Source organism: Acinetobacter sp. ABJ_C1_1 (assembly GCF_044684115.1).
GTDB classification, from domain to species: domain Bacteria; phylum Pseudomonadota; class Gammaproteobacteria; order Pseudomonadales; family Moraxellaceae; genus Acinetobacter; species Acinetobacter nosocomialis_A.
This window is the reverse complement of sequence record NZ_JBITPU010000008.1, coordinates 98,046-118,238: the sequence shown is the minus strand read 5'-3', so window position 1 is coordinate 118,238 and position 20,193 is coordinate 98,046. Positions and strand designations below refer to the sequence as shown.

Sequence of the window (20,193 nt, the reverse complement as noted above, 5' to 3'; positions counted from 1 at the left end):
TTTTAAAGATTTAAATAAAACTTGGTAAACCACGTGCAGGGTCAGTTTCTCTAGCTGCTTGAGCATTTTCAACTGTCAAACCAAGCGCCTTAGCCACACCTTCGCCATAAGCTGGATGACATGCGTAACAGTTACGAATGTGGCGATATTTAATGAAATCAAGAGCATCACCCATTGCGCGTGCAGTATTATCAAATAAAGCCTGTTGTTGCTCAGTAGTCATAAGTTCAAACAAAGCACGAGGTTGACTGAAATAATCGTTGTCATCTTCACGATAGTTCCAGAAATCAGCATCCCCATTGATTTTTAACGGTGGTTCTTTGTACTGAGGCTGCTCTTGCCATTGCCCAAAACTATTTGGTTCGTAATGTGGAAGACCACCATAATTGGCATCGATGCGTCCTTGACCGTCACGGTGATTACTATGAACTGGGCAACGTGCCGCATTTACAGGTATTTGCTGATAATTCACACCTAAACGATAACGCTGAGCATCTGCATAGTTAAATAAACGGGCTTGCAACATGCGGTCTGGTGAGGCGCTAATGCCAGGAACCAGATTACTTGGTGCAAAAGCAGATTGCTCAACATCTAAGAAGAAATTTTCAGGGTTTCGATTCAGCTCGAACTCACCCACTTCGATTAATGGATAATCTCCATGAGGCCATACTTTTGTTAAATCAAATGGATGATATGGAACCTTTTCAGCATCTTGCTCAGGCATTACCTGTACATACAAAGTCCACTTAGGGAAATCTTTTCGTTCAATCGCATCGAATAAATCACGTTGATGACTTTCACGATCATGCCCCACTAATTCACCAGCTTCGGCATCTGTTAAATTTTTAATTCCCTGTTGGGTCCGGAAATGAAATTTCACCCAGAAACGTTCATTCGCACTATTGATGAAACTATAGGTATGGCTACTAAAACCGTGCATATGACGGTAAGAGGCAGGAATACCACGATCAGACATGACAATAGTGACCTGATGTAAAGCTTCAGGTAATAAAGTCCAGAAATCCCAGTTATTCGTTGCGCTACGCAAGTTAGTTTTTGGATCGCGTTTTACTGCTTTATTTAAATCTGGAAATTTACGTGGATCACGTAAGAAGAACACTGGTGTATTGTTCCCCACCATGTCCCAGTTACCTTCTTCTGTATAAAATTTTAAAGCAAAGCCGCGAATATCACGTTCAGCATCTGCTGCTCCACGCTCACCAGCTACTGTGGTAAATCTGGCAAACATTTCTGTTTTTTTACCAATTTCGCTAAATATTTTAGCGCGGGTATATTGAGTAATATCATGAGTCACAGTGAAAGTACCGAATGCACCTGAACCTTTTGCATGCATACGACGTTCTGGAATTACTTCACGAACAAAGTTAGCTAGTTTCTCATTTAGCCATAGGTCTTGAGCAAGTAGAGGTCCTCTTGCACCTGCCGTCATACTATTCTGGTTGTCTACAACTGGAGCCCCAAAATCAGTAGTAAGTTGGGAAAAAGGACATTTTTTAGTATCATCATTCATTAATATGCACCCGAAAAATAATCAATCGAATCAATATAAAAAAGGGCAGTCAATTTTGGCCGCCCTCTTTTTAAACTTAACTTCTAATAAATGCTAAAAGATCTTTATTAATTGTTTCTGCTTCTGTAGTTGGCATTCCGTGAGGGAATCCCGGATAACTAATCAAAGTACCGTTTTTAACGAGTTCCGCAGATTTTTTGCCAGAAATTTCAAAAGGAACCACCTGATCATCTTCACCATGTAAGATGAGAACTGGAACTTCGATCTTTTTAAGTGCTTCAGTAAAATCTGTTTGAGAGAAGGCAACAATTCCGTCGTAATGAGCTTTTGCTCCGCCCATCATGCCCTGACGCCACCAATTTAACACCACAGGCTCTGATACTTTCGCTCCTGGGCGGTTAAATCCATAGAATGGACCTGCTGGTACATCGTGATAAAACTGTGAACGATTTTTAAAAAGTTGATTTTGAAGGTCATCAAAAACTTCTTTTGGTAAACCATCTGGATTACTTTCAGTTTTTACCATGAGTGGAGGAACAGCACTAATTAAAACAGCTTTAGCTACAGGGTCATTAGGATAACGAGCAACATAATACGCTACTTCACCACCACCTGTTGAATGCCCCACATGTACCGCGCCTTGTACACCTAAATGCTCAACCACAGCAGCAACGTCATCTGCATAATGGTCCATATCATGACCATCCCAGACTTGAGTTGAACGACCATGACCACGGCGGTCATGAGCAACTACACGAAAACCTTCTTTAAGGAAAAAAAGCATCTGCGCATCCCAGTCATCTGAACTGAGCGGCCAACCATGGTGGAAGAAAATTACAGGAGCATCGCGAGGGCCCCAATCTTTATAAAAAATATCTACGCCGTCTTTTGTTGTGACATATCCCATTTTTGTTTCTCCTGTGTAAAAGTTACACTATCGATTTACTGTATATGCTCTAATTAATTCGTAATAAGTACATATAAAATTTTCAATCCTACCCTCATGGATAGTCATACCATAGTAAGGTTAAAGTTCACTTGAAGGTCAATAGATTTTAGTAAAAACAACGTTTAAAAAGTGTAAAAAAATAATTTCTACAATACTAAAAACTAAGGATTTTCTTTAGATCATTTAGAAGTTAATCGGCTCTATCTATTCTTATCAAAAGTTATTTTAAATTCGTTACAACCAGTTTTTAATTCTTAGAAAAATAGCATATTGACATTCAAGTGAACTTTAAACTTATAGTAAACCTACAGGCAGAAAGTTGATATTTGTTTTTAAAGATTATCAGCTACTCAGTCGATCAATTTAAAGGTTAACCAATTATGAATACAAATAAAGCGTTCACTGAAGTTGAATTTGGTCAACAGAAAGTTAAAGTTCCAAAAGGTGGTTATTATGACCGCTTTAGAATGAATCCTGATTTAGATGAAGTTGCAAAAGATCCTGCAGCTGGAAATATAGATTTTTTCCGTAGCATTCCTAAAAAATTAGTTGAATCAAGAGTGGGACCTGTGTGGGCTCCCAACTTTTATTATCGTAGCGGCAATGTGCAAGTTTTGATGCTTGCTCCAATTAAGCTGTTAAAGAAAAAATTACCTTCGCCTCTAGTACCCTTGGAAGCTTTTCCAGGTTATGGACTAGTTGCGCTCACCTTCTTCACTTATTCAGTTTGTGATAATGATCCATACAATGAAGCGTCTGTCGCTATTGTCGTGCGTAAACCTAAAGCTCATGGTCCGCATGCTTTAGAGCTGATTAACTCGATTCGTAAACGTCATTTTTATGCGCACGTATTAGCTTTACCTGTCGACACTGAAATAGCACGTGTACGTGGCGTATATGGTTATCAACTTCCAAAATGGCTAGCTGAAATTGATGTAAAGATTGATAAGAAAAAAGTTGAAGCAACACTTTCAACTTACAACAAATTAGATATCAGCCTAACAACCGCAACTCCATCATTAAAAAGAGTTAAGTCTGAATCACGCATGGGTAAAGCCACGATGTTGCATTTAGTCGATAACGAGTGGCATCAAACTCTAGTGCAAACCAATGTTCTCTCATTTGGTGAAAAGCTTTTCCCGCGCAAGATAAAAGTGACACGCCATGGCGGCCATGTGAGCCAGCTTCTAGATCAGTTAGGCGCATCTACTATTCTTCGTCTCGATGTTATTGAAGATGCTCAGGTCGTATTAAATCTACCGACTAAACTTTAATCATCAGTCAGTTAGCTTAGGATCGTTAAGCTATGTTTTGAGGTTTAAGATGAATACTCTCAATGAAGTAAGCAGCACTTTAAATGCATCAGAGATACTCTCTCGACAACGCAAAGCTTTTTTGAAAGCTGAACCACCAACACTTCAACAGCGTAAAGCAAATCTTGCAAAGCTTCGTGCTGCTGTCATTGAATATCGTAGTGAATTACAAGTTGCTGCAAGTGAAGATTTTGGACACCGTTCATATCATGAAACAGATGTCATGGAACTTGTGGGTATTGTTCAGTCCATCGATTATTTAACGCGTAATTTACGCCGTTTCATGAAGCCAGAAAAGCGTCATGTCAGCTTATTTTATCGCTCGGCTAGTGCTCATATAGAATATCAGCCTAAAGGGGTTATTGGGGTCATGGCTCCTTGGAACTACCCTATTTCTCTTACGCTTATTCCTCTTGCTACAGCGATTGCTGCCGGTAACAGAGCAATGCTTAAACCATCGGAACTCACCCCTCGAACAAGTGAAGTGATCTCACGCATGCTTGCGGCGAACTTTTCTATAGAAGAAGTTGCGGTTGTTTTAGGTGGACCTGAAGTTGGTGCTGAATTTAGTGCACTGCCTTTCGACCATCTATTGTTTACAGGAAGCACACCTGTAGGCCGTAAAGTCATGAAAGCAGCAAGTGATAACCTCGTTCCGCTCACTCTTGAATTAGGTGGTAAAAGTCCAGCTATTGTAGGTCGAGGCCACGTAAATTCGAGAACCATGACCAGTATTGCCTATGGAAAATTATCCAATGGTGGGCAAACATGTGTTGCTCCAGATTATGCTCTTGTTCATGAAGATGATTTAGAAGCATTTATTGAAGAATACAATGTCACAGTCTCTCGGTTCTATCCAAACGGGCCAGATTGTGATGATTACACTTCAATTGTCAATGAACGTCATTATGCTCGTTTACAAGGCTTACTTGATAATGCAGAACAAAATGGCGCACGAATCATTGAACTAGGAATCAAACCTGAATCGGCAAAGAATCGCACTCGTACTCTTGTTCCAACACTTGTTGTAGGAGCAAAAGATGATGATGCAATTATGAGAGAAGAAATCTTTGGCCCAATTCTACCCGTTCGTACCTACCGTGATATTGATGAAGTGATTAACTACATCAATGAACGAGACCGCCCACTCGCCTTATATTATTTTGGTGAAAAAGATGCGAATTGCAAAAAACTGCTACGCCGTACCACTTCAGGTAACGTTGGTATTAACAATACTTTAATTCATGTGGCACAAGACGATCTACCGTTTGGTGGCATCGGCCCAAGTGGTATGGGTGCTTATCACGGAATTGAAGGTTTTCGTTCTATGAGCCATGCAAAAGGTGTCTTTGATCAGGGCCGCTGGAATTTTCCAAGCTTCTTACATGCTCCTTTTGGAAAATTCATGGAATTAGCACTTGCCATTACTTTGGGTAAGAAAAAAGCTAAATCTTAATTATTTCTCATCCTAAGCGGGATTGAGCATTAAGTCTAAATTCCGCTTATTTAACAAACAATACCGAATAAGGAAACAACTTTATGAAATGTATCACTTTTAACGGTGCTGGCGGCCCTGAAGTTATTACAGTTAGTGAAAGACCTATGCCTGAATTAACAGATGATGGGATATTAATTGAAGTTGTTGCAGCAGGTATTAACGGTCCAGATGTAATGCAACGAAAAGGTTTGTATGCACCACCGCCTGGTGTGACAGACATTCCTGGATTAGAAGTTTCCGGAGTTGTTAAACAAGTAGGCAAGCAAGTCACTAAGTTTAAAGCTGGAGATGAAGTCTGTGCGCTAGTTCCGGGTGGCGGCTATGCTGAATATGTAGTTGCCCATCAAGATAACGTACTTTTTATTCCTGAAGGTCTAACTTTAATTGAAGGTGGAATTTTACTAGAAACCTTCATGACAGTTTGGTCACACCTTTTCCAACATGCAAAATTCCGCCCAAACAGTTCAATTTTAATACATGGTGGTACTTCAGGAATTGGTACTACCGCAACGATGTTAACTCGAGCTTTTGGAGCAACCCAAATTTTTACAACAGTTTCGAGCAAAGACCATCAAGAAGCGAGTTTAAAAATTGGTGCTGATGTAGCCATAAATTATAATGAAGATGACTTTGTTGAAGTTGTAAAAAAACATACTGATGGTAAAGGTGTGGATTTTGTCTTGGATATTATTGCCGGAGATTACATCCAGCGAAATTATGAAGTCGCTGCAATGAACGGCACAATATTGCAAATAGGTGTGCTTAAAGGGCTAGCTGACAAAGTCAATATTTTCCCGATGCTCGCTAAACGCCTAACTCATACAGGCGCTACCCTACGCTCTCAATCTGCAGAAGCTAAAGCTGAAGTCATGGCAGCACTGCAAGAAAAGGTATGGCCTTTAATTTCAAAAGGACAGATAAAACCGTTATTGTATAAAACATTCGATCTTGAAGAAGCACGCCAAGCTCATGAGTTCCTTGATCAAGGGCAACATGTAGGTAAATTAGCTTTAATCATCAAGAAATAAAAACTGAAAATAAAAATAAGACCAGTATTAACTGGTCTTATTTTTACTTAATCAATTTAACTTAGAACACCTTTTTTACAGACACTGTAAAAGTCGAATCAATCGGATTTGAAACAGGTGCTCCCACCTCACCATTACTATACTTTTTATAGTAACTATTTTTATCCCATGCCTTGGTATAGGCTAGTCCTGTACTCCAACCATCACCTAAATCTTTTATGAGTTCGGCTTTAACATCCTGAAAGTTCGACTCTGAAAAGTTTTTGATTCTTTCATAGCCATAATGGGCTCCAAAAGTCCAAGTGTCATTAATCGACTGGGTAAAGTTCAGATCTAAATAACTTGAACCTCTCGACCTTTTACCAGCAGGTCCACCCATGGTTTTAGAGTTATACCCAGCATAATCTGGTGTATAAGTCACAAAGTATTTAAGGCTTAAAGGGCCATAGCCAATTTGAGGTACAATCTCACCATAGTTATAACTGCTACTCCCCGTTTCTGGTGTACTTTTCGCACCTGGGTAGTAGTAGTAAAAAACCGACATCCCAATTGAAAATTTATCAATTGTTTTTAAATAACCTGTATAAAAATCCCATTCAACCGAGGCATCTCGCAGATAGTTAGAGCTGACACTTGATGCCCAAGTCCCTACAAAAAAACCATTAGGATTGGCATAATCCAATCCACCTTGTAAGGCTGGTTTACCCCATGTTTGTTGGAAACCACGTGAAATATATTGACTAGCAAAAGTAACATTTGCGCTATATGGAGAGGTTTTTTCTTGTTCTTTTAATTGTTCTGCATGTACAACGCTCGTAGACATAATAAGTGGAACTAAACCTAAAATTTTTCTCATTCAATAATTCCTTTTACATATTACCTATAGGTTTAAAGTTTTAAAATAACATGAAATATCCACTTTAAGAACCTTAAAGGTTTATAAATTCAAGTTTCTAGACACATCTTCTTCGCTATAAATCTCTTCAATGCAATCTAAAATTTTAGGAATATAGGAACTTTGATCCATGTTGCGCATGGATAGAGAGATTGGACTATAGGCTTCTAAGTCCAAGATATTTAAGTAAGTTAAATTCTTCATACCAATATCACAGGCACTTTCCGGAATAATACAAATACCTTCGCCAGATGCCACTAGTCCAAGTGCCATATGAATTTCTCGGACTTCTGTCAGTTTGGCTGGAACTAGACCTAATTTGGTAAATAAAGCTTGAATAGTGGTCGAGAAATTCGGTTTAGGTGTGGTTGGATAAGAGAAAATTGTCTCATTAATAATTTGAGATAAATAAATTCCTGACTCTTGGAACTCACTTAAAGGATGTTTTTTATGAATCGCGAGTTTTAATTTTTCTTTGCGAAGTAAAAGCCTTTTAATGGCAGGGTCACTAATTGGCAAGCGACCAAAACCTAAATCGATTTTACCGAGTTTTAATGCTTCAACCTGATCTCGTGTACCACACTCAATAAGCTCAACATGAATGTCAGGATTTTTTTGTCTAAATAGATAGATGACCTGTGGTAATCGCCCATAAAGAAGCGAGCTTACATACCCTACTTTAACAACGTTCTCGACTAGCTTCATTTTTTTAGCCATCGAAGCAGCTTGAGCGGTGTGCGTCAAAATTTGCACCGCATGTTGGTAAAAAAACAGCCCTGCTTCCGTTACTTTTAATGGACGAGAGCCTTTTTCGAATAAATCGATCCCTAATTCTTCTTCTAGTTTTTTGATTTGGCGTGTTAAAGGCGGCTGGGCAATAAAAAGCTTTTCTGCGGCTTTGGTCAGGCTCTGTTCTTCAACCACGGTAACAAAATAACGTAGATGTCTTAATTCCATTAATATACCTTTTTAGTATCTTAAAATACCGTTCTATATCTATTTTAGGCTATTACATTCTTCTATGGTATACAAACAAGTTCGTAATAGTTGAAACTTCATGTATAGAACCATAGAAACCATACTTGTGGATATTCCAACTATCCGTCCTCACCAGTTGTCTGTGACTACTATGCGTACCCAGACTTTGGTACTCGTTAAAATTACGACCACGGATGGTATTGTCGGTTGGGGTGAAGCCACCACTATTGGTGGGCTGAACTATGGTGAAGAAAGTCCTGAGAGTGTCAAAGCCAATATTGATACCTACTTTGCACCATTACTGACATCAGTTAAAGATTTAAATGTTGCACAAACACTAAAACTGATTCGTAAAAATATTAATGGTAACCGCTTTGCTAAGTGTGCCATTCAGACTGCCCTACTTGATATTCAGGCCAAACGTTTAGGCGTGCCATTAAGCGAAGTTTTAGGTGGACGTCTGCGTAATAGTTTACCTGTGCTTTGGACGCTTGCGTCTGGTGACACGGAAAAAGATATTGCTGAAGCTCGCAAAATGATTGAGCTAAAGCGCCACAACACGTTCAAACTTAAAATTGGTGCGCGTCCTTTACAGCAAGATGTTGACCATGTGATTGCTATTAAAAAAGCATTAGGTGCTGATGTTAGTGTACGTGTAGATGTAAACCGTGCATGGTCAGAACTTGAGTGTATTCATGGTATTCAACAGCTCCAAGATGGTGGAATCGATTTAATCGAACAGCCATGTGCAATTCAAAATACCGAAGCACTTGCTCGCCTCACCCAACGTTTTGATGTAGCCATTATGGCTGATGAGGCTTTAACTGGACCTGACAGCGCGTACCGTATTGCAAAAAATCATGGTGCAGATGTATTTGCCGTAAAAATTGAACAATCTGGTGGTCTGATTGAAGCATGTGAAGTTGGCAAAATTGCTGGTTTGGCTGGTATCGATCTATATGGCGGCACTATGCTTGAAGGTCCTGTAGGAAGTATTGCATCGGCCCATGTATTTGCAACTTTTGAAACGTTAGCGTTCGGCACTGAATTATTTGGTCCGTTATTACTTACCGAAGAAATTTTAAAAGAGCCACTACGTTACGAAAACTTTGAATTGCATTTGCCAACAGCTCCGGGCTTAGGCATTGAAATTGATGAAGATAAGATTGAGAAGTTACGTCGTTAAGGCAACAGGATAAGGAGTTTCCCATGTTATTTCATGTACGTATGGATGTGCATATTCCACTTGATATGCCAGCCGACAAAGCAAATGAAATTAAGGCCGTTGAAAAAGCCTATTCGCAAGATTTACAACGTCAAGGTAAATGGCGTCACATCTGGCGAATTACAGGCCAGTATTCAAACATCAGTATTTTTGATGTCGAGAGCAATGAAGAATTGCACAATATTTTACAGGGATTACCACTTTATCCTTACATGAACATCGAAGTGATGGCACTTAATCGTCACCCTTCATCTGTTCGTGATGATGATTCGTAATCTAAGAAAATAGTTTGAGTGTGTGGTCTGAAGCACATTCAAAAACTAAATATATTTATTCAGAAGGTAACAAGGAACGTGGCAGCACTTATTCGCTAGCAAAACAACATGCCCGCAGTGCTACCACCCAAAACCGTATTGCATACTTAAGGAGTTTTAGTATGAACCGTCAACAAATTGATGCGCTTGTAAAACAAATGAATGTCGACACTGCAAAAGGCGAAGTTGATGCACGTGTTCAACAAATTGTAGTGCGCCTTCTCGGGGATTTATTTCAAGCCATCGAAGATTTAGACATCCAACCTTCAGAAGTATGGAAAGGTTTGGAATATTTCACAGATGCTGGTCAAGCAAACGAACTTGGTCTTTTGGCGGCTGGCTTAGGTTTAGAGCACTATCTTGATTTACGTGCAGATGAAGCTGATGCAAAAGCTGGCGTTACTGGCGGTACACCTCGTACTATCGAAGGCCCACTTTATGTAGCGGGTGCACCTGAATCTGTTGGTTTTGCGCGTATGGATGATGGCACAGAATCTGGCAAAATCGATACCTTAATTATTGAAGGTACTGTGACCGATACTGATGGCAATATCATTGAAAATGCCAAAGTTGAAGTATGGCATGCTAACAGTTTGGGTAACTATTCATTCTTTGATAAGTCTCAATCTGACTTCAACTTACGCCGCAGTATTTTAACTGATGCTGATGGTAAATATGTTGCATTAACCACGATGCCTGTAGGTTATGGTTGCCCGCCAGAAGGTACAACTCAGGCCCTTCTTAACAAGTTAGGCCGTCATGGTAACCGTCCATCTCACGTTCATTACTTCGTTTCTGCACCGGGTTACCGCAAGCTGACTACTCAATTCAACATTGAGGGTGATGAGTACTTATGGGACGATTTTGCCTTCGCAACTCGTGACGGTTTAGTGGCAACAGCAGTTGATGTAACTGACCCAGCTGAAATCCAACGCCGTGGTTTAGATCACGCTTTCAAACACATCACATTTAACATCGAACTTGTTAAAGATGCTGCAGCAGCTCCTTCAACTGAAGTTGAACGTCGTCGCGCTAGCGCTTAATTGAAAGTGTATGTGAGTTAAAAGTTCGCTTTTGACTCACAAAATTTACTCCATTTATTACTACCATTAAGAATTTAAATAAATTTTTAGCGGTAGTAATAACATCACGTTACTTCATGCTCTAAGGTTTCTCACATGATTGACAAAAGTAAGTCCTCATTAAGCGAGGTTTTATCGCAGATTAAAGATGGTGCAACCATTCTGATTGGTGGTTTTGGTACCGCAGGACAACCCGCTGAACTCATTGACGGACTAATTGAACTGGGTATTAAAGATTTAACCATTGTGAGTAATAACGCCGGTAATGGCGATTACGGTTTGGCTAAACTGCTGAAAGCGGGTTCAGTTAAAAAAGTAATCTGTTCTTTCCCGCGTCAGTCAGACTCTTATGTATTTGATGAATTGTACCGTGCTGGGAAAGTTGAGCTTGAAGTGGTTCCACAAGGTAATCTGGCTTGTCGTATTCAGGCAGCAGGTATGGGACTTGGTGCTGTATTTACCCCAACTGGCTTTGGAACACTTTTAGCTGAAGGCAAAGAAACTCGCCAAATTGATGGTAAAGATTACGTACTCGAGTACCCGATCAAGGCTGACTTTGCCTTGATTAAAGCATACAAAGGCGATCGCTGGGGCAATCTGGTTTACCGTAAATCTGCACGTAACTTTGGTCCAATTATGGCCATGGCTGCTGATGTCACGATTGTTCAGGTTTCTGAAGTGGTTGAGCTAGGTGGTTTAGATCCAGAGCACATCATCACCCCAGGTATCTTTGTACAGCACGTTGTTCAAGTACAGCCCGCACAGTAAGCAATAAGGAGAAATAACATGAGCTACCAGAAACTCAGCCGTGACCAGATTGCAAAACGTGTGGCACAAGATATTCCAGATGGTGCCTATGTGAACTTAGGCATTGGTTTACCAACCAAAATTGCAAGTTACCTACCGAATGACAAAGATATTTTCCTTCATTCTGAAAATGGCTTATTGGCTTTTGGTCCTCCGCCAGCGGCAGGTGAAGAAGACCCTGAACTGATTAATGCGGGTAAAGAGTTTGTGACCATGCTTGAAGGCGGCAGCTTTTTTCACCATGGTGATTCCTTTGCCATGATGCGTGGCGGTCACCTTGATATTGCGGTGCTTGGCGCATTTCAGGTTGCCGCGAATGGTGACTTGGCCAACTGGCACACGGGTGCACCGGATGCGATTCCTGCGGTAGGTGGTGCGATGGATTTAGCTATAGGTGCTAAAAAAGTATTTATCACCACAGACCATGTAACCAAGCAAGGTGAGCCGAAGATTGTGGCTGAGCTGAGCTATCCGGTAACGGGTAAACACTGTGTTGATCGTATTTACACCGATCTTTGTGTGATTGATGTGACTAAAGATGGTTTAAAAGTGATTGAGAAAGTGGAAGGTCTTAGCTTTGATGAGTTACAGGCTTTAACTGGTGCAACTTTAATTGATTCGACTCAAGGGTAGGTTTAAACAGCATAGCCAATGCTACTACCGTCATTGCCTATAAATGATAGTGGTCTTCGAAAGCCCTTTGTATAAGCAATACCTTACTTTTTAAGGATAAAAAGTAACAAAAATCCTTTGTTACTCAGACACAACATCCCTGTTGTGCTGAGTAACGAGGCGACATCCATGTCGCCAACGTGAAACACTGAATGGAACTCTTTGAACACGGTTCTTGCTTATTAATTTGGATTTTACCGTAATTCGCTATTGTGACAGGCGACATGGATGTCGCCCGTTGGACAGGGAGGCATGGAAGCTTCCTCTGTTCAACAAAGGTTTTTGGTTACTTTTTTAAAAAAGTGATAAGAATTAGCTACTGGCATTTGACTCAACACGATAAGACTCTGTCATGACTACTTTTAACTTAGTAACCATGATGATCGCCAGCAAAATCTGGAAAAGTCTAACAATGTGGCAATGACAGCAACAGATTTCAAAATGGAAATGTAAGAATGAAAGACGCTTATATCATCGATGCCATCCGTACCCCATTTGGCCGTTATGCCGGTGGTCTTGCACCTGTCCGTGCCGATGACCTTGGTGCTGCACCGATTAAAGCTTTAATCCAACGTAACCCGAATGTAGATTGGGAACAGGTCGATGATGTGATTTATGGCTGTGCTAACCAAGCCGGTGAAGATAACCGTAATGTTGGCCGTATGTCAGCACTGCTTGCAGGTTTACCGTATCAAGTTCCAGCAACCACGATTAACCGTTTGTGCGGTTCTTCACTCGATGCCATTGCCATTGCTGCCCGTGCCATTAAAGCAGGTGAAGCAAACTTGGTGATTGCAGGTGGTGTCGAAAGTATGAGTCGTGCTCCTTATGTGATGGGTAAGTCTGACAGTGCTTTTGGCCGTAGCCAGAAGATTGAAGACACCACTATGGGTTGGCGCTTCATTAACCCTAAACTTAAAGAATTGTATGGTGTAGACACCATGCCCCAGACTGCCGAAAACGTGGCTGAACAGTTTAACGTGAATCGTGCAGATCAGGACCAGTTTGCCTTGGTGAGCCAACAACGCACCGCAAGCGCGCAAGCCAAAGGCTTTTTTTCTAAAGAAATCGTGCCAGTTGAAATCCCTCAGCGTAAGGGTGATGCTGTTGTAATTGATACCGATGAACATCCTCGTGCATCGACCACGCTTGAAGGTTTAAGCAAACTTAAACCTGTTGTGAAAGCGGATGGTTCTGTGACTGCAGGCAATGCTTCAGGCATTAATGATGGTGCAGCCGCATTGCTGATTGCTTCTGATGAAGCAGTTCAAACTTACAATTTAAAACCACGTGCCAAGATCATTGCTTCAACAGCGGTGGGTGTAGAACCACGCATTATGGGTTTTGCTCCGGCACCAGCGATTAAAAAATTACTGAAACAAGCCAACCTGACTTTAGATCAGATGGATGTGATTGAGTTAAATGAAGCCTTTGCTGCACAAGCTTTAGCAGTGACCCGTGATTTAGGCTTACCAGATGATTCTGACAAGGTAAATCCAAACGGCGGCGCAATTGCTTTGGGCCATCCACTTGGTGCATCAGGTGCACGCTTAGTGACTACAGCCCTAAACCAGCTTGAACAGACAGGTGGTCGTTATGCCTTGTGTTCAATGTGTATTGGTGTAGGTCAAGGCATCGCATTGATTATTGAACGTGTTGAAGCACTTTAAGGAGAAATAAATGCCATCTTTTCAATCTGCCGATGCACAAATTAACTATCAAACTTTTGGCGAACCGTCGTCCCCTGCTCTGATGTTTTCCAATTCTTTGGGCACCAACTATGGCATGTGGCAAAAACAGTTTAATGAGTTAAAAGATCAATTTTTTGTGATCTGCTATGACACTCGTGGTCACGGTTCATCATCTACGCCTAACGGCCCATACACTGTAGAGCAATTAGGTGAAGATGTTGTCCGTTTACTGGATCATCTGAATATTAGCAAAGCTGCTTTTTGTGGTATTTCAATGGGCGGTTTAACAGGTCAATGGCTTGCGATTCACTACCCTAACCGTTTTAGTCATGTAATTGTGGCAAATACTGCCGCTAAAATCGGACAAGAACAAGCATGGCTTGACCGTGCAAAATTAGTACGTGAGCAAGGTTTACAGCCAATCGCAGCTACGGCAGCTTCGCGATGGTTTACAGATCCCTTTATCCAAAGTCATGCTTCAATTGTCAACAACCTGTGTAACGACTTAAGTGCTGGCAGCGCAATCGGTTATGCCAATTGTTGTGAGGCTTTGGCTAAAGCGGATGTCCGTGAGCAGTTAAAAGACATTAAAATTTCTGTATTGGTGATTGCTGGAACTCAAGACCCAGTCACTACAGTTGCAGATGGTGAATTTATGCAGCAACGCATTCCACAATCAAAACTTGCAGAAATAGATGCCTCTCATATTTCCAATATAGAACAACCAGAAGCTTTTAATAAAATCCTAAAGGATTTTTTATTAGGTTAGTTTTAATGATTCAAAAAAATGGCCTTTATAGGCCATTTTTTATATCTCGTAGAAACTTAATAACGAATCATAACCGATTTTAATTCGGTGTAATCTTCAATAAATGCATCTGAAAACTCTCTGCCAATTCCTGAAGCTTTTACCCCGCCAAATGGAACAGATGGATCTAAGAACGTATGCATATTGACCCACAAGGTCCCTGCTTCAATTTTAGGAATTAAACGTAAAGTTTTAGATAAGTCATTTGTCCAGATACTTGCGGTTAAACCAAAGCGCGACTGATTCATCAGTTGAATGAGCTCTTCATCAGTTTCGAATGGCATTATCCCGACTACTGGACCAAAAGTTTCCTCTGAAAATAAAGGATCATCCGTATTTTTGAAGGAAATCAAAGTCGGCTGTACAAAATATCCTATCTGATCTAGAGCCTCACCTCCAGCAATAATCTGGTTGTTGGCTTTAGCCATATCTAAATAATGTTTCACTTTATTAAAATGTGGCTGATTAGAGAGTGGACCAAACATACTTCCTTCATCCATAGCCGATCCAATTTTAAACTGAGAGAGTGCTTTAGATAGTTTCTCGACAAGTTCATCATGTTTTGTATGGTGGACAAAAAAACGCTCTGGCGATGCACAAACCTGACCTTGATGCACAAAAGTTGCTTGTAGCAAAGTTGGTAAAATCTCATCAATATTTGCATCGGCCAAAACCGCTATGGCATTTTTACCACCCAACTCTAGACTTACCCGAGTTAAATCACTGCTCATCGCGAGTTTACCAATGGCAATACCTGTTGGTACTGAACCTGTAAATGAGACTTTCTTAACGAGTGGTGACTCAATTAAATATTGTCCTGTCTCCCCCTTACCTGTCACTACATTAATTACACCCGCTGGAATACCTGCCTCAATGGCAAGTTCGGCTAAACGTAATAAAGATAAGCTGGCAAACTCACTTGGTTTAAGCACAATGGTACAGCCAGTTGTCAAAGCTGAACCGATTTTCCAAACGCCAATCATGAGTGAGAAATTCCAAGGCACAATCCCTGCAACCACGCCAATTGGTTGTCTTAAAGTAAAGGCTGTATATTTCTCACCTTGCATAGAAGGAATAGAGGGTTGCATGGTTTGACCATTAATTTTGGTTGCCCAACCAGCAAAATATCTTAAGAAAATAACGGATTGTGTAACTTCAAGATGACGGGAAATATTGATAAGCTTTCCTGTAGACAACGTCTCGAGCTGTGCAAGTTCTTCACCATGTTGTTCAATTAAATCTGCCAACTTATTTAGTTTAACGCCACGTTCATACGGCGTAGTTTCAGCCCAAGCATTTTGAAAAGCATGTTCAGCACTTTTCACCGCATTTTCGACATCGTGTTGACTACCAATACTAATTTGAGCAACAACTTGTTCAGTCGATGGATTTACAATATCCACTTTGTCTAAATGCTCGGCAGCAACTAACTTTCCATCAATAAAGTGTCCATGTTGACGTGCCATAAATTGCTGTACGCTTTGTAAAATCTGGACTTCACTCATTTTATTTCTCTCAATTCATTAAAAAGGATCTATTAATAGATGTATTGCAGAATCAACTGCGCATATACATTGGTCTTGTCATCGTAGTTTTGAGTACCGCCGCTATGGATATCGTGTTTTGGTTTATAGAGTCCTACTAAAGGAATAACATTGAATTTTTTATTAACCGACCAGACTGAAAAAACATCCAGCTCATGTCCGTCTACATTAGTTAAAGACTTATTTACTGTTTTGAACTTATAGGCCAAAGCACCCAACATAAAATTTTCTTTCAAGTTCATCATGTAAGAGACTTGATGAATATCTGCATTTTTATTGAATGGACCAGCATAGTTTCCGGCAACTTCGCCCTGAAACCATGTACCAAACCCGACTGTATTTCCATAGAACATAGGGTCATATTGATCTGAAAAATGGCTAAAACGATAGCCTAATGAGGGTGTATATTTTGAAGATAAAAAGTTATAGTTCATCGCTAAGTAGCCAGCATTTTCTTGGCCATCTTTTTTATCTTGTACAACAAACTCAGTTTTAACTTGTAGCTCTGGTAAAGGTTGATAATTCAAACGTAAAGCATAATTTTTAAGATCTTCGCGTCCTGAAACGTGTTCAGCATCTTCAATATCTAATACATTTAAATAGGTAAACCCAACGCCCTTATCTTTAAGCTGATACATCAGATCAGTCACAAATAGTTCAGGTGAAAATTGTGCTTTATTGTCTGACTTTAAATATGCCAGCTTTAACGTTGTATTCTCTTGCGGTTTGTATTGAAGCAAACTTGTAAAATCAAAGCTTCGACGAGCTGCCAGATAATATGCTCCGCCCCGATCTAGTATGCCGTCCGCAGGCGCTTTACCGAGATTTAATGCATCACCCGCAATGAAGAACCCATCACCAATCATGATATTTTGTCGACCAATACTTAAATCATAGGTCGTTAACTCATCTTTATTGGTGCCGTCTTTAAAACCAATGATCCATTCATTCACATCTGTTTTACGTTCTTTGCCATTACTATTTTGGCCGGCGTCACCATCACCAAATGTTGCCGAGCTAATACCGCTCAAGCTTGCATAGAGCTGATTGTTTTTAAAGGTGTATTGTCCTTTAGCACCATATTTAAGATGGCCTTCTTGCCAATTGACTCTTTCATCATCTAGGTTTTCGCCGTTATAGCTTTTACCGCTACTAAAAGCCCCAAAAGTTGCTTCAAAAGTTGGCTTAATTTCAAGCTCACCAGCATGCACAGTTGAAAAAAATGAGACAAAGAGAGTCCCTCTCACAGCCTGAGAAAATAAATTTTTCATTGAGAAATTCCTTTTTTGCGAACGGCCTAACCGTGCTCAAGTGTGGGTAATCGATTCGTTACCCACTCTAGATCATGCACCCGTTTAGTGATGGTCGTGCTGAGTGTTTTGCTCTTCTTCACCCAAGTTTAAAGTCGGGGTGCTGTCAAAGAAGTTCCAAGGTTTGATGAGTGTATTCACCCATTCTGTTGGCATGATTGGCCACTCTTCAGCACGTGCCACATGGGTTGTGCCTGTTGTCATCCACACCACGAGGTCTTTATTTTCAATATTTTCGTTGTTACCAATGAACTGTCCTAACCCTGTGTCATGAGTCGAACGATTTGAATATTTCCCTTCAGGATAGCGTTCGTCTGGATTGTACTGAGTCACCCAAATTTGCTTATCCATAAAGTTCAAACGTTTAAATAACCATTCATCTTTAGAGAAATTGGCTCCTTTTGCCACAGGGTGTGTTCCACCTGCAAACGGAATCAATTGGTAAGAAACTGGATTACCTAATTTATTTTCCTTGTTGAAATTCGTGAGTAAGCGAATAGTGGATGGATCAAATTTTTCAGCTGCATTTTGCTCATTCGTAATGACTTTACTATCAATTTGCATTGAGCTTGTACGAACACCACCTTTGTCATTGGCTTTCACCACAGGGTCCATATGCATAAAGCTGTTGTTTTCCCCATCTACATCCATATCTAAGCGGAAGTTATAGATGTGCTGATGCGTTGTACCCACAATATTATGGTCAATTAAAGTTCCATATTTGGTGTCTTCTTTTGCGGTACTGTCATGCATGGTGCGTGATTTAACGCCTTTAACAGCTTCAATACCCGTTGCACCCGCATTAATTCCAATTACACCATTTTGGGCAAATACCCAGTCAAACATGTAATCGTAGTTTCCAACCGTACTAATCCAGCGCACAACAAGTTCACGGCGGGCTTCACTGGCATCTTGATTACCAAAAATTTCATGATGTTTATATTCAGGCCCAGCATAACGTTCAAACACAGCAATGGCATTTGGAATTACTTGAGGCTGGCCTTTGTAGTCTGCAATCACGGCATCAAGTAAAACAGCGTTGTCGGGTGCATCTGTTCCCGGAAGAATAGATGAGGTAAGTGTTCCCATACCATATTCGCCAGAGTCCAAATAAGATTTGAAGTACCAACCAATATCAGGGTCGCCATATGGAACTACCATTCCACCCAAGTTGCCTTCATACATGACTTTACGCTTTACGCCCTTATCTTTGTAAGTCACGGTTGAAAGCTGCAAGCCAACACGAGAGTCTAACGCCACATGCAAACACCAGTTTCCCCAATGTATAGTTTGACCGGTAATGCTAAAGTTTTTGCCCTCAGGTTCAGTAATATTAAGTGGTTTTAGCTTACTTGCTACTGGCTTATTCGACATATAAGGTCGATTTGCCATTGGCACAGGAATGATCGAACCTTCTTCAATCTTAATAATTTTTTCTTTATCTAAATCGACTACAGCAACTAAATTTTCAATAGGATGCGCCCAGTAGTTACCATCACCGACATCAAGGTAAGCAACAACTTTTAATATATTGAGTTGTTTGTCCAGACCATCTTTACCGCCAAAATATCCAACAGTTAGCGGTGTAGCAATCACTTTCTTCACATCGGTAATGCCGCGTTTCCGTAACGCGTCTTGATATTCTTTACTCGTTTCAATTACACGTTGTACGGCTTCAAAATTATCGAGCAATACCATTCCATGAGTGTCTTTAAGTACATTCCATTTTGTGACTTGTTGAGTGTTAAGATTAACTTCACCTTCAATCGCCTGGTTGCCTTTTAATAAAATAAATGAGGCCATACGATCTTCTTTAAATTCTTTGTGATTAATAAAGTAATCCCAGACTTTGGCTTTTTCTGGTTCTTTAAGCTTTAACTCGGCAAAACGCATATTTTTATAGGCGTATTTCGAGCGGTTAATCACATCAAACGTCTTTTTGATTTCATCAGAATTTAAGCTATTGAGCGGGTGAAACGTATTTTCAACTTTAAAAGTTTGATCTAACCCAGACTGGAATACTTCATTAAAAAAATCTTTTCCAATAACAGGTTTATTGTCTTTAATTAATAATGGGACGCTTAATTTTAGAGGTTTTCCATTCACTAAAACCTGATCTGAATTAGGTTTAGCTCGAACCACCATAGAGCCTTTGGTAATCATATAAGTATTGGTAAAATCATCTTTGACAACTTTAGCGCCTTGCTCACTCATGTTTTGATAAAGTGAGACCATTTCGGCCTTGCCACCATGCGCAAACGCTTGAGTATTGAGTCCCCAAAAGCTTGCAGCGATTGATAAGTTAAGTGCCAGTATTTTTTGTATGTCATTCAATAATCGTTGTTTACGCATTGGTTTCATCCTTTTCATCTATCCCTGAACTATCTGAATCAGATAGTTAAAATGCACTTCCTGTGAGTGAAATTTATTAGACCAACTTAATAGTTTTATGGTTATTAAGCTTATCTAACCTGCTCTAATGAATTTAATTTCAACACAGTTACATAGGGCTAGCTTGTTCAAGAATGACGTCGAATTTGTCTAAAAG

At 40.3% G+C, this 20,193-nt stretch carries 17 protein-coding genes; 10 read left to right on the top strand and 7 right to left on the bottom strand.

Annotation, left to right across the window (positions count from 1 at the left end):
- Positions 1-10: 10 nt before the first annotated feature.
- Both ACG59Z_RS11330 and ACG59Z_RS11325 read right to left on the bottom strand, forming a co-directional pair.
- The gene (locus ACG59Z_RS11330) at positions 11-1,531 is read right to left on the bottom strand and encodes a catalase (RefSeq protein ID WP_272377296.1); all 1,521 of its coding nucleotides are present in this window, start codon (positions 1,529-1,531) and stop codon (positions 11-13) included.
- Positions 1,532-1,607: 76 nt separating this feature from the next.
- On the bottom strand, positions 1,608-2,438 hold the full coding sequence (locus ACG59Z_RS11325) for an alpha/beta fold hydrolase (protein ID WP_033847154.1): 831 nt from the start codon (positions 2,436-2,438) through the stop codon (positions 1,608-1,610).
- A 422-nt stretch (positions 2,439-2,860) separates the two neighbouring features.
- On the opposite strand from ACG59Z_RS11325, the gene ACG59Z_RS11320 reads away from it, so the two are divergent.
- The 3 genes from ACG59Z_RS11320 to ACG59Z_RS11310 all read left to right on the top strand — a co-directional run bounded on the left by ACG59Z_RS11320 (position 2,861) and on the right by ACG59Z_RS11310 (position 6,319).
- Positions 2,861-3,754: an acetoacetate decarboxylase family protein gene (locus tag ACG59Z_RS11320; protein ID WP_151768174.1), complete on the top strand. Its 894-nt coding sequence runs from the start codon at positions 2,861-2,863 to the stop codon at positions 3,752-3,754.
- A gap of 49 nt (positions 3,755-3,803) precedes the next feature.
- Complete coding sequence (locus ACG59Z_RS11315) at positions 3,804-5,249, top strand: coniferyl aldehyde dehydrogenase (RefSeq protein WP_400199401.1); 1,446 nt, start codon at positions 3,804-3,806, stop codon at positions 5,247-5,249.
- Positions 5,250-5,332: 83 nt separating this feature from the next.
- Positions 5,333-6,319 (top strand): NAD(P)H-quinone oxidoreductase, encoded by a 987-nt coding sequence (locus tag ACG59Z_RS11310; protein ID WP_396481307.1) that lies wholly within the window; start codon positions 5,333-5,335, stop codon positions 6,317-6,319.
- A 61-nt stretch (positions 6,320-6,380) separates the two neighbouring features.
- Here ACG59Z_RS11310 and ACG59Z_RS11305 read toward each other — a convergent pair whose 3' ends face one another.
- Positions 6,381-7,175, bottom strand: coding sequence for a TorF family putative porin (locus ACG59Z_RS11305; protein ID WP_400199399.1), 795 nt, complete (start codon positions 7,173-7,175; stop codon positions 6,381-6,383).
- Positions 7,176-7,256: 81 nt separating this feature from the next.
- Entirely contained in the window at positions 7,257-8,171 is a 915-nt protein-coding gene (locus ACG59Z_RS11300) for a LysR family transcriptional regulator (RefSeq protein WP_019458833.1), read from the bottom strand.
- 100 nt (positions 8,172-8,271) lie between these two features.
- Here ACG59Z_RS11300 and ACG59Z_RS11295 point away from each other — a divergent pair, with 100 nt between their 5' ends.
- The 7 genes from ACG59Z_RS11295 (at position 8,272) to pcaD (ending at position 14,752) form a co-directional block, all read left to right on the top strand.
- Entirely contained in the window at positions 8,272-9,378 is a 1,107-nt protein-coding gene (locus ACG59Z_RS11295) for a muconate/chloromuconate family cycloisomerase (protein WP_001986121.1), read from the top strand.
- 23 nt (positions 9,379-9,401) lie between these two features.
- Positions 9,402-9,692, top strand: a complete 291-nt coding sequence (catC, locus tag ACG59Z_RS11290; RefSeq protein WP_000897236.1) for a muconolactone Delta-isomerase — start codon at positions 9,402-9,404, stop codon at positions 9,690-9,692.
- Positions 9,693-9,853: 161 nt separating this feature from the next.
- Positions 9,854-10,774 carry a catechol 1,2-dioxygenase gene (gene catA / locus ACG59Z_RS11285; protein WP_001081620.1) on the top strand — a complete coding sequence of 307 codons (921 nt, stop codon included), beginning with the start codon at positions 9,854-9,856 and terminating at the stop codon, positions 10,772-10,774.
- Between the two features lie 135 nt (positions 10,775-10,909).
- A complete protein-coding gene (locus tag ACG59Z_RS11280) occupies positions 10,910-11,581 on the top strand; it encodes a 3-oxoacid CoA-transferase subunit A (RefSeq protein WP_005305950.1) in 672 nt (223 codons plus the stop codon).
- Positions 11,582-11,599: 18 nt separating this feature from the next.
- Entirely contained in the window at positions 11,600-12,253 is a 654-nt protein-coding gene (locus ACG59Z_RS11275) for a 3-oxoacid CoA-transferase subunit B (protein ID WP_400199395.1), read from the top strand.
- Positions 12,254-12,747: 494 nt separating this feature from the next.
- Positions 12,748-13,962 carry a 3-oxoadipyl-CoA thiolase gene (gene pcaF, locus ACG59Z_RS11270; protein ID WP_400199393.1) on the top strand — a complete coding sequence of 405 codons (1,215 nt, stop codon included), beginning with the start codon at positions 12,748-12,750 and terminating at the stop codon, positions 13,960-13,962.
- Positions 13,963-13,972: 10 nt separating this feature from the next.
- A complete protein-coding gene (gene pcaD, locus ACG59Z_RS11265) occupies positions 13,973-14,752 on the top strand; it encodes a 3-oxoadipate enol-lactonase (RefSeq protein WP_400199391.1) in 780 nt (259 codons plus the stop codon).
- A gap of 56 nt (positions 14,753-14,808) precedes the next feature.
- On the opposite strand, the gene ACG59Z_RS11260 is transcribed toward pcaD, so the two are convergent.
- The 3 genes from ACG59Z_RS11260 to tynA form a co-directional block, all read right to left on the bottom strand.
- Positions 14,809-16,296 carry an NAD-dependent phenylacetaldehyde dehydrogenase gene (locus ACG59Z_RS11260; protein ID WP_400199390.1) on the bottom strand — a complete coding sequence of 496 codons (1,488 nt, stop codon included), beginning with the start codon at positions 16,294-16,296 and terminating at the stop codon, positions 14,809-14,811.
- 32 nt (positions 16,297-16,328) lie between these two features.
- Positions 16,329-17,546, bottom strand: a complete 1,218-nt coding sequence (locus ACG59Z_RS11255) for a hypothetical protein (RefSeq protein WP_400199463.1) — start codon at positions 17,544-17,546, stop codon at positions 16,329-16,331.
- A gap of 144 nt (positions 17,547-17,690) precedes the next feature.
- On the bottom strand, positions 17,691-20,006 hold the full coding sequence (gene tynA / locus ACG59Z_RS11250; RefSeq protein ID WP_400199388.1) for a primary-amine oxidase: 2,316 nt from the start codon (positions 20,004-20,006) through the stop codon (positions 17,691-17,693).
- Between the last annotated feature and the right edge of the window lie 187 nt (positions 20,007-20,193).

What these genes read in the sequence shown, in the direction of transcription:
- ACG59Z_RS11330 (WP_272377296.1), bottom strand. Translation starts at nt 1,531, where the DNA reads ATGAATGATGATACTAAAAAATGTCCTTTTTCCCAACTTACTACTGAT.
- ACG59Z_RS11325 (WP_033847154.1), bottom strand. Translation starts at nt 2,438, where the DNA reads ATGGGATATGTCACAACAAAAGACGGCGTAGATATTTTTTATAAAGAT.
- ACG59Z_RS11320 (WP_151768174.1), top strand. Translation starts at nt 2,861, where the DNA reads ATGAATACAAATAAAGCGTTCACTGAAGTTGAATTTGGTCAACAGAAA.
- ACG59Z_RS11315 (WP_400199401.1), top strand. Translation starts at nt 3,804, where the DNA reads ATGAATACTCTCAATGAAGTAAGCAGCACTTTAAATGCATCAGAGATA.
- ACG59Z_RS11310 (WP_396481307.1), top strand. Translation starts at nt 5,333, where the DNA reads ATGAAATGTATCACTTTTAACGGTGCTGGCGGCCCTGAAGTTATTACA.
- ACG59Z_RS11305 (WP_400199399.1), bottom strand. Translation starts at nt 7,175, where the DNA reads ATGAGAAAAATTTTAGGTTTAGTTCCACTTATTATGTCTACGAGCGTT.
- ACG59Z_RS11300 (WP_019458833.1), bottom strand. Translation starts at nt 8,171, where the DNA reads ATGGAATTAAGACATCTACGTTATTTTGTTACCGTGGTTGAAGAACAG.
- ACG59Z_RS11295 (WP_001986121.1), top strand. Translation starts at nt 8,272, where the DNA reads ATGTATAGAACCATAGAAACCATACTTGTGGATATTCCAACTATCCGT.
- catC (WP_000897236.1), top strand. Translation starts at nt 9,402, where the DNA reads ATGTTATTTCATGTACGTATGGATGTGCATATTCCACTTGATATGCCA.
- catA (WP_001081620.1), top strand. Translation starts at nt 9,854, where the DNA reads ATGAACCGTCAACAAATTGATGCGCTTGTAAAACAAATGAATGTCGAC.
- ACG59Z_RS11280 (WP_005305950.1), top strand. Translation starts at nt 10,910, where the DNA reads ATGATTGACAAAAGTAAGTCCTCATTAAGCGAGGTTTTATCGCAGATT.
- ACG59Z_RS11275 (WP_400199395.1), top strand. Translation starts at nt 11,600, where the DNA reads ATGAGCTACCAGAAACTCAGCCGTGACCAGATTGCAAAACGTGTGGCA.
- pcaF (WP_400199393.1), top strand. Translation starts at nt 12,748, where the DNA reads ATGAAAGACGCTTATATCATCGATGCCATCCGTACCCCATTTGGCCGT.
- pcaD (WP_400199391.1), top strand. Translation starts at nt 13,973, where the DNA reads ATGCCATCTTTTCAATCTGCCGATGCACAAATTAACTATCAAACTTTT.
- ACG59Z_RS11260 (WP_400199390.1), bottom strand. Translation starts at nt 16,296, where the DNA reads ATGAGTGAAGTCCAGATTTTACAAAGCGTACAGCAATTTATGGCACGT.
- tynA (WP_400199388.1), bottom strand. Translation starts at nt 20,006, where the DNA reads ATGAAACCAATGCGTAAACAACGATTATTGAATGACATACAAAAAATA.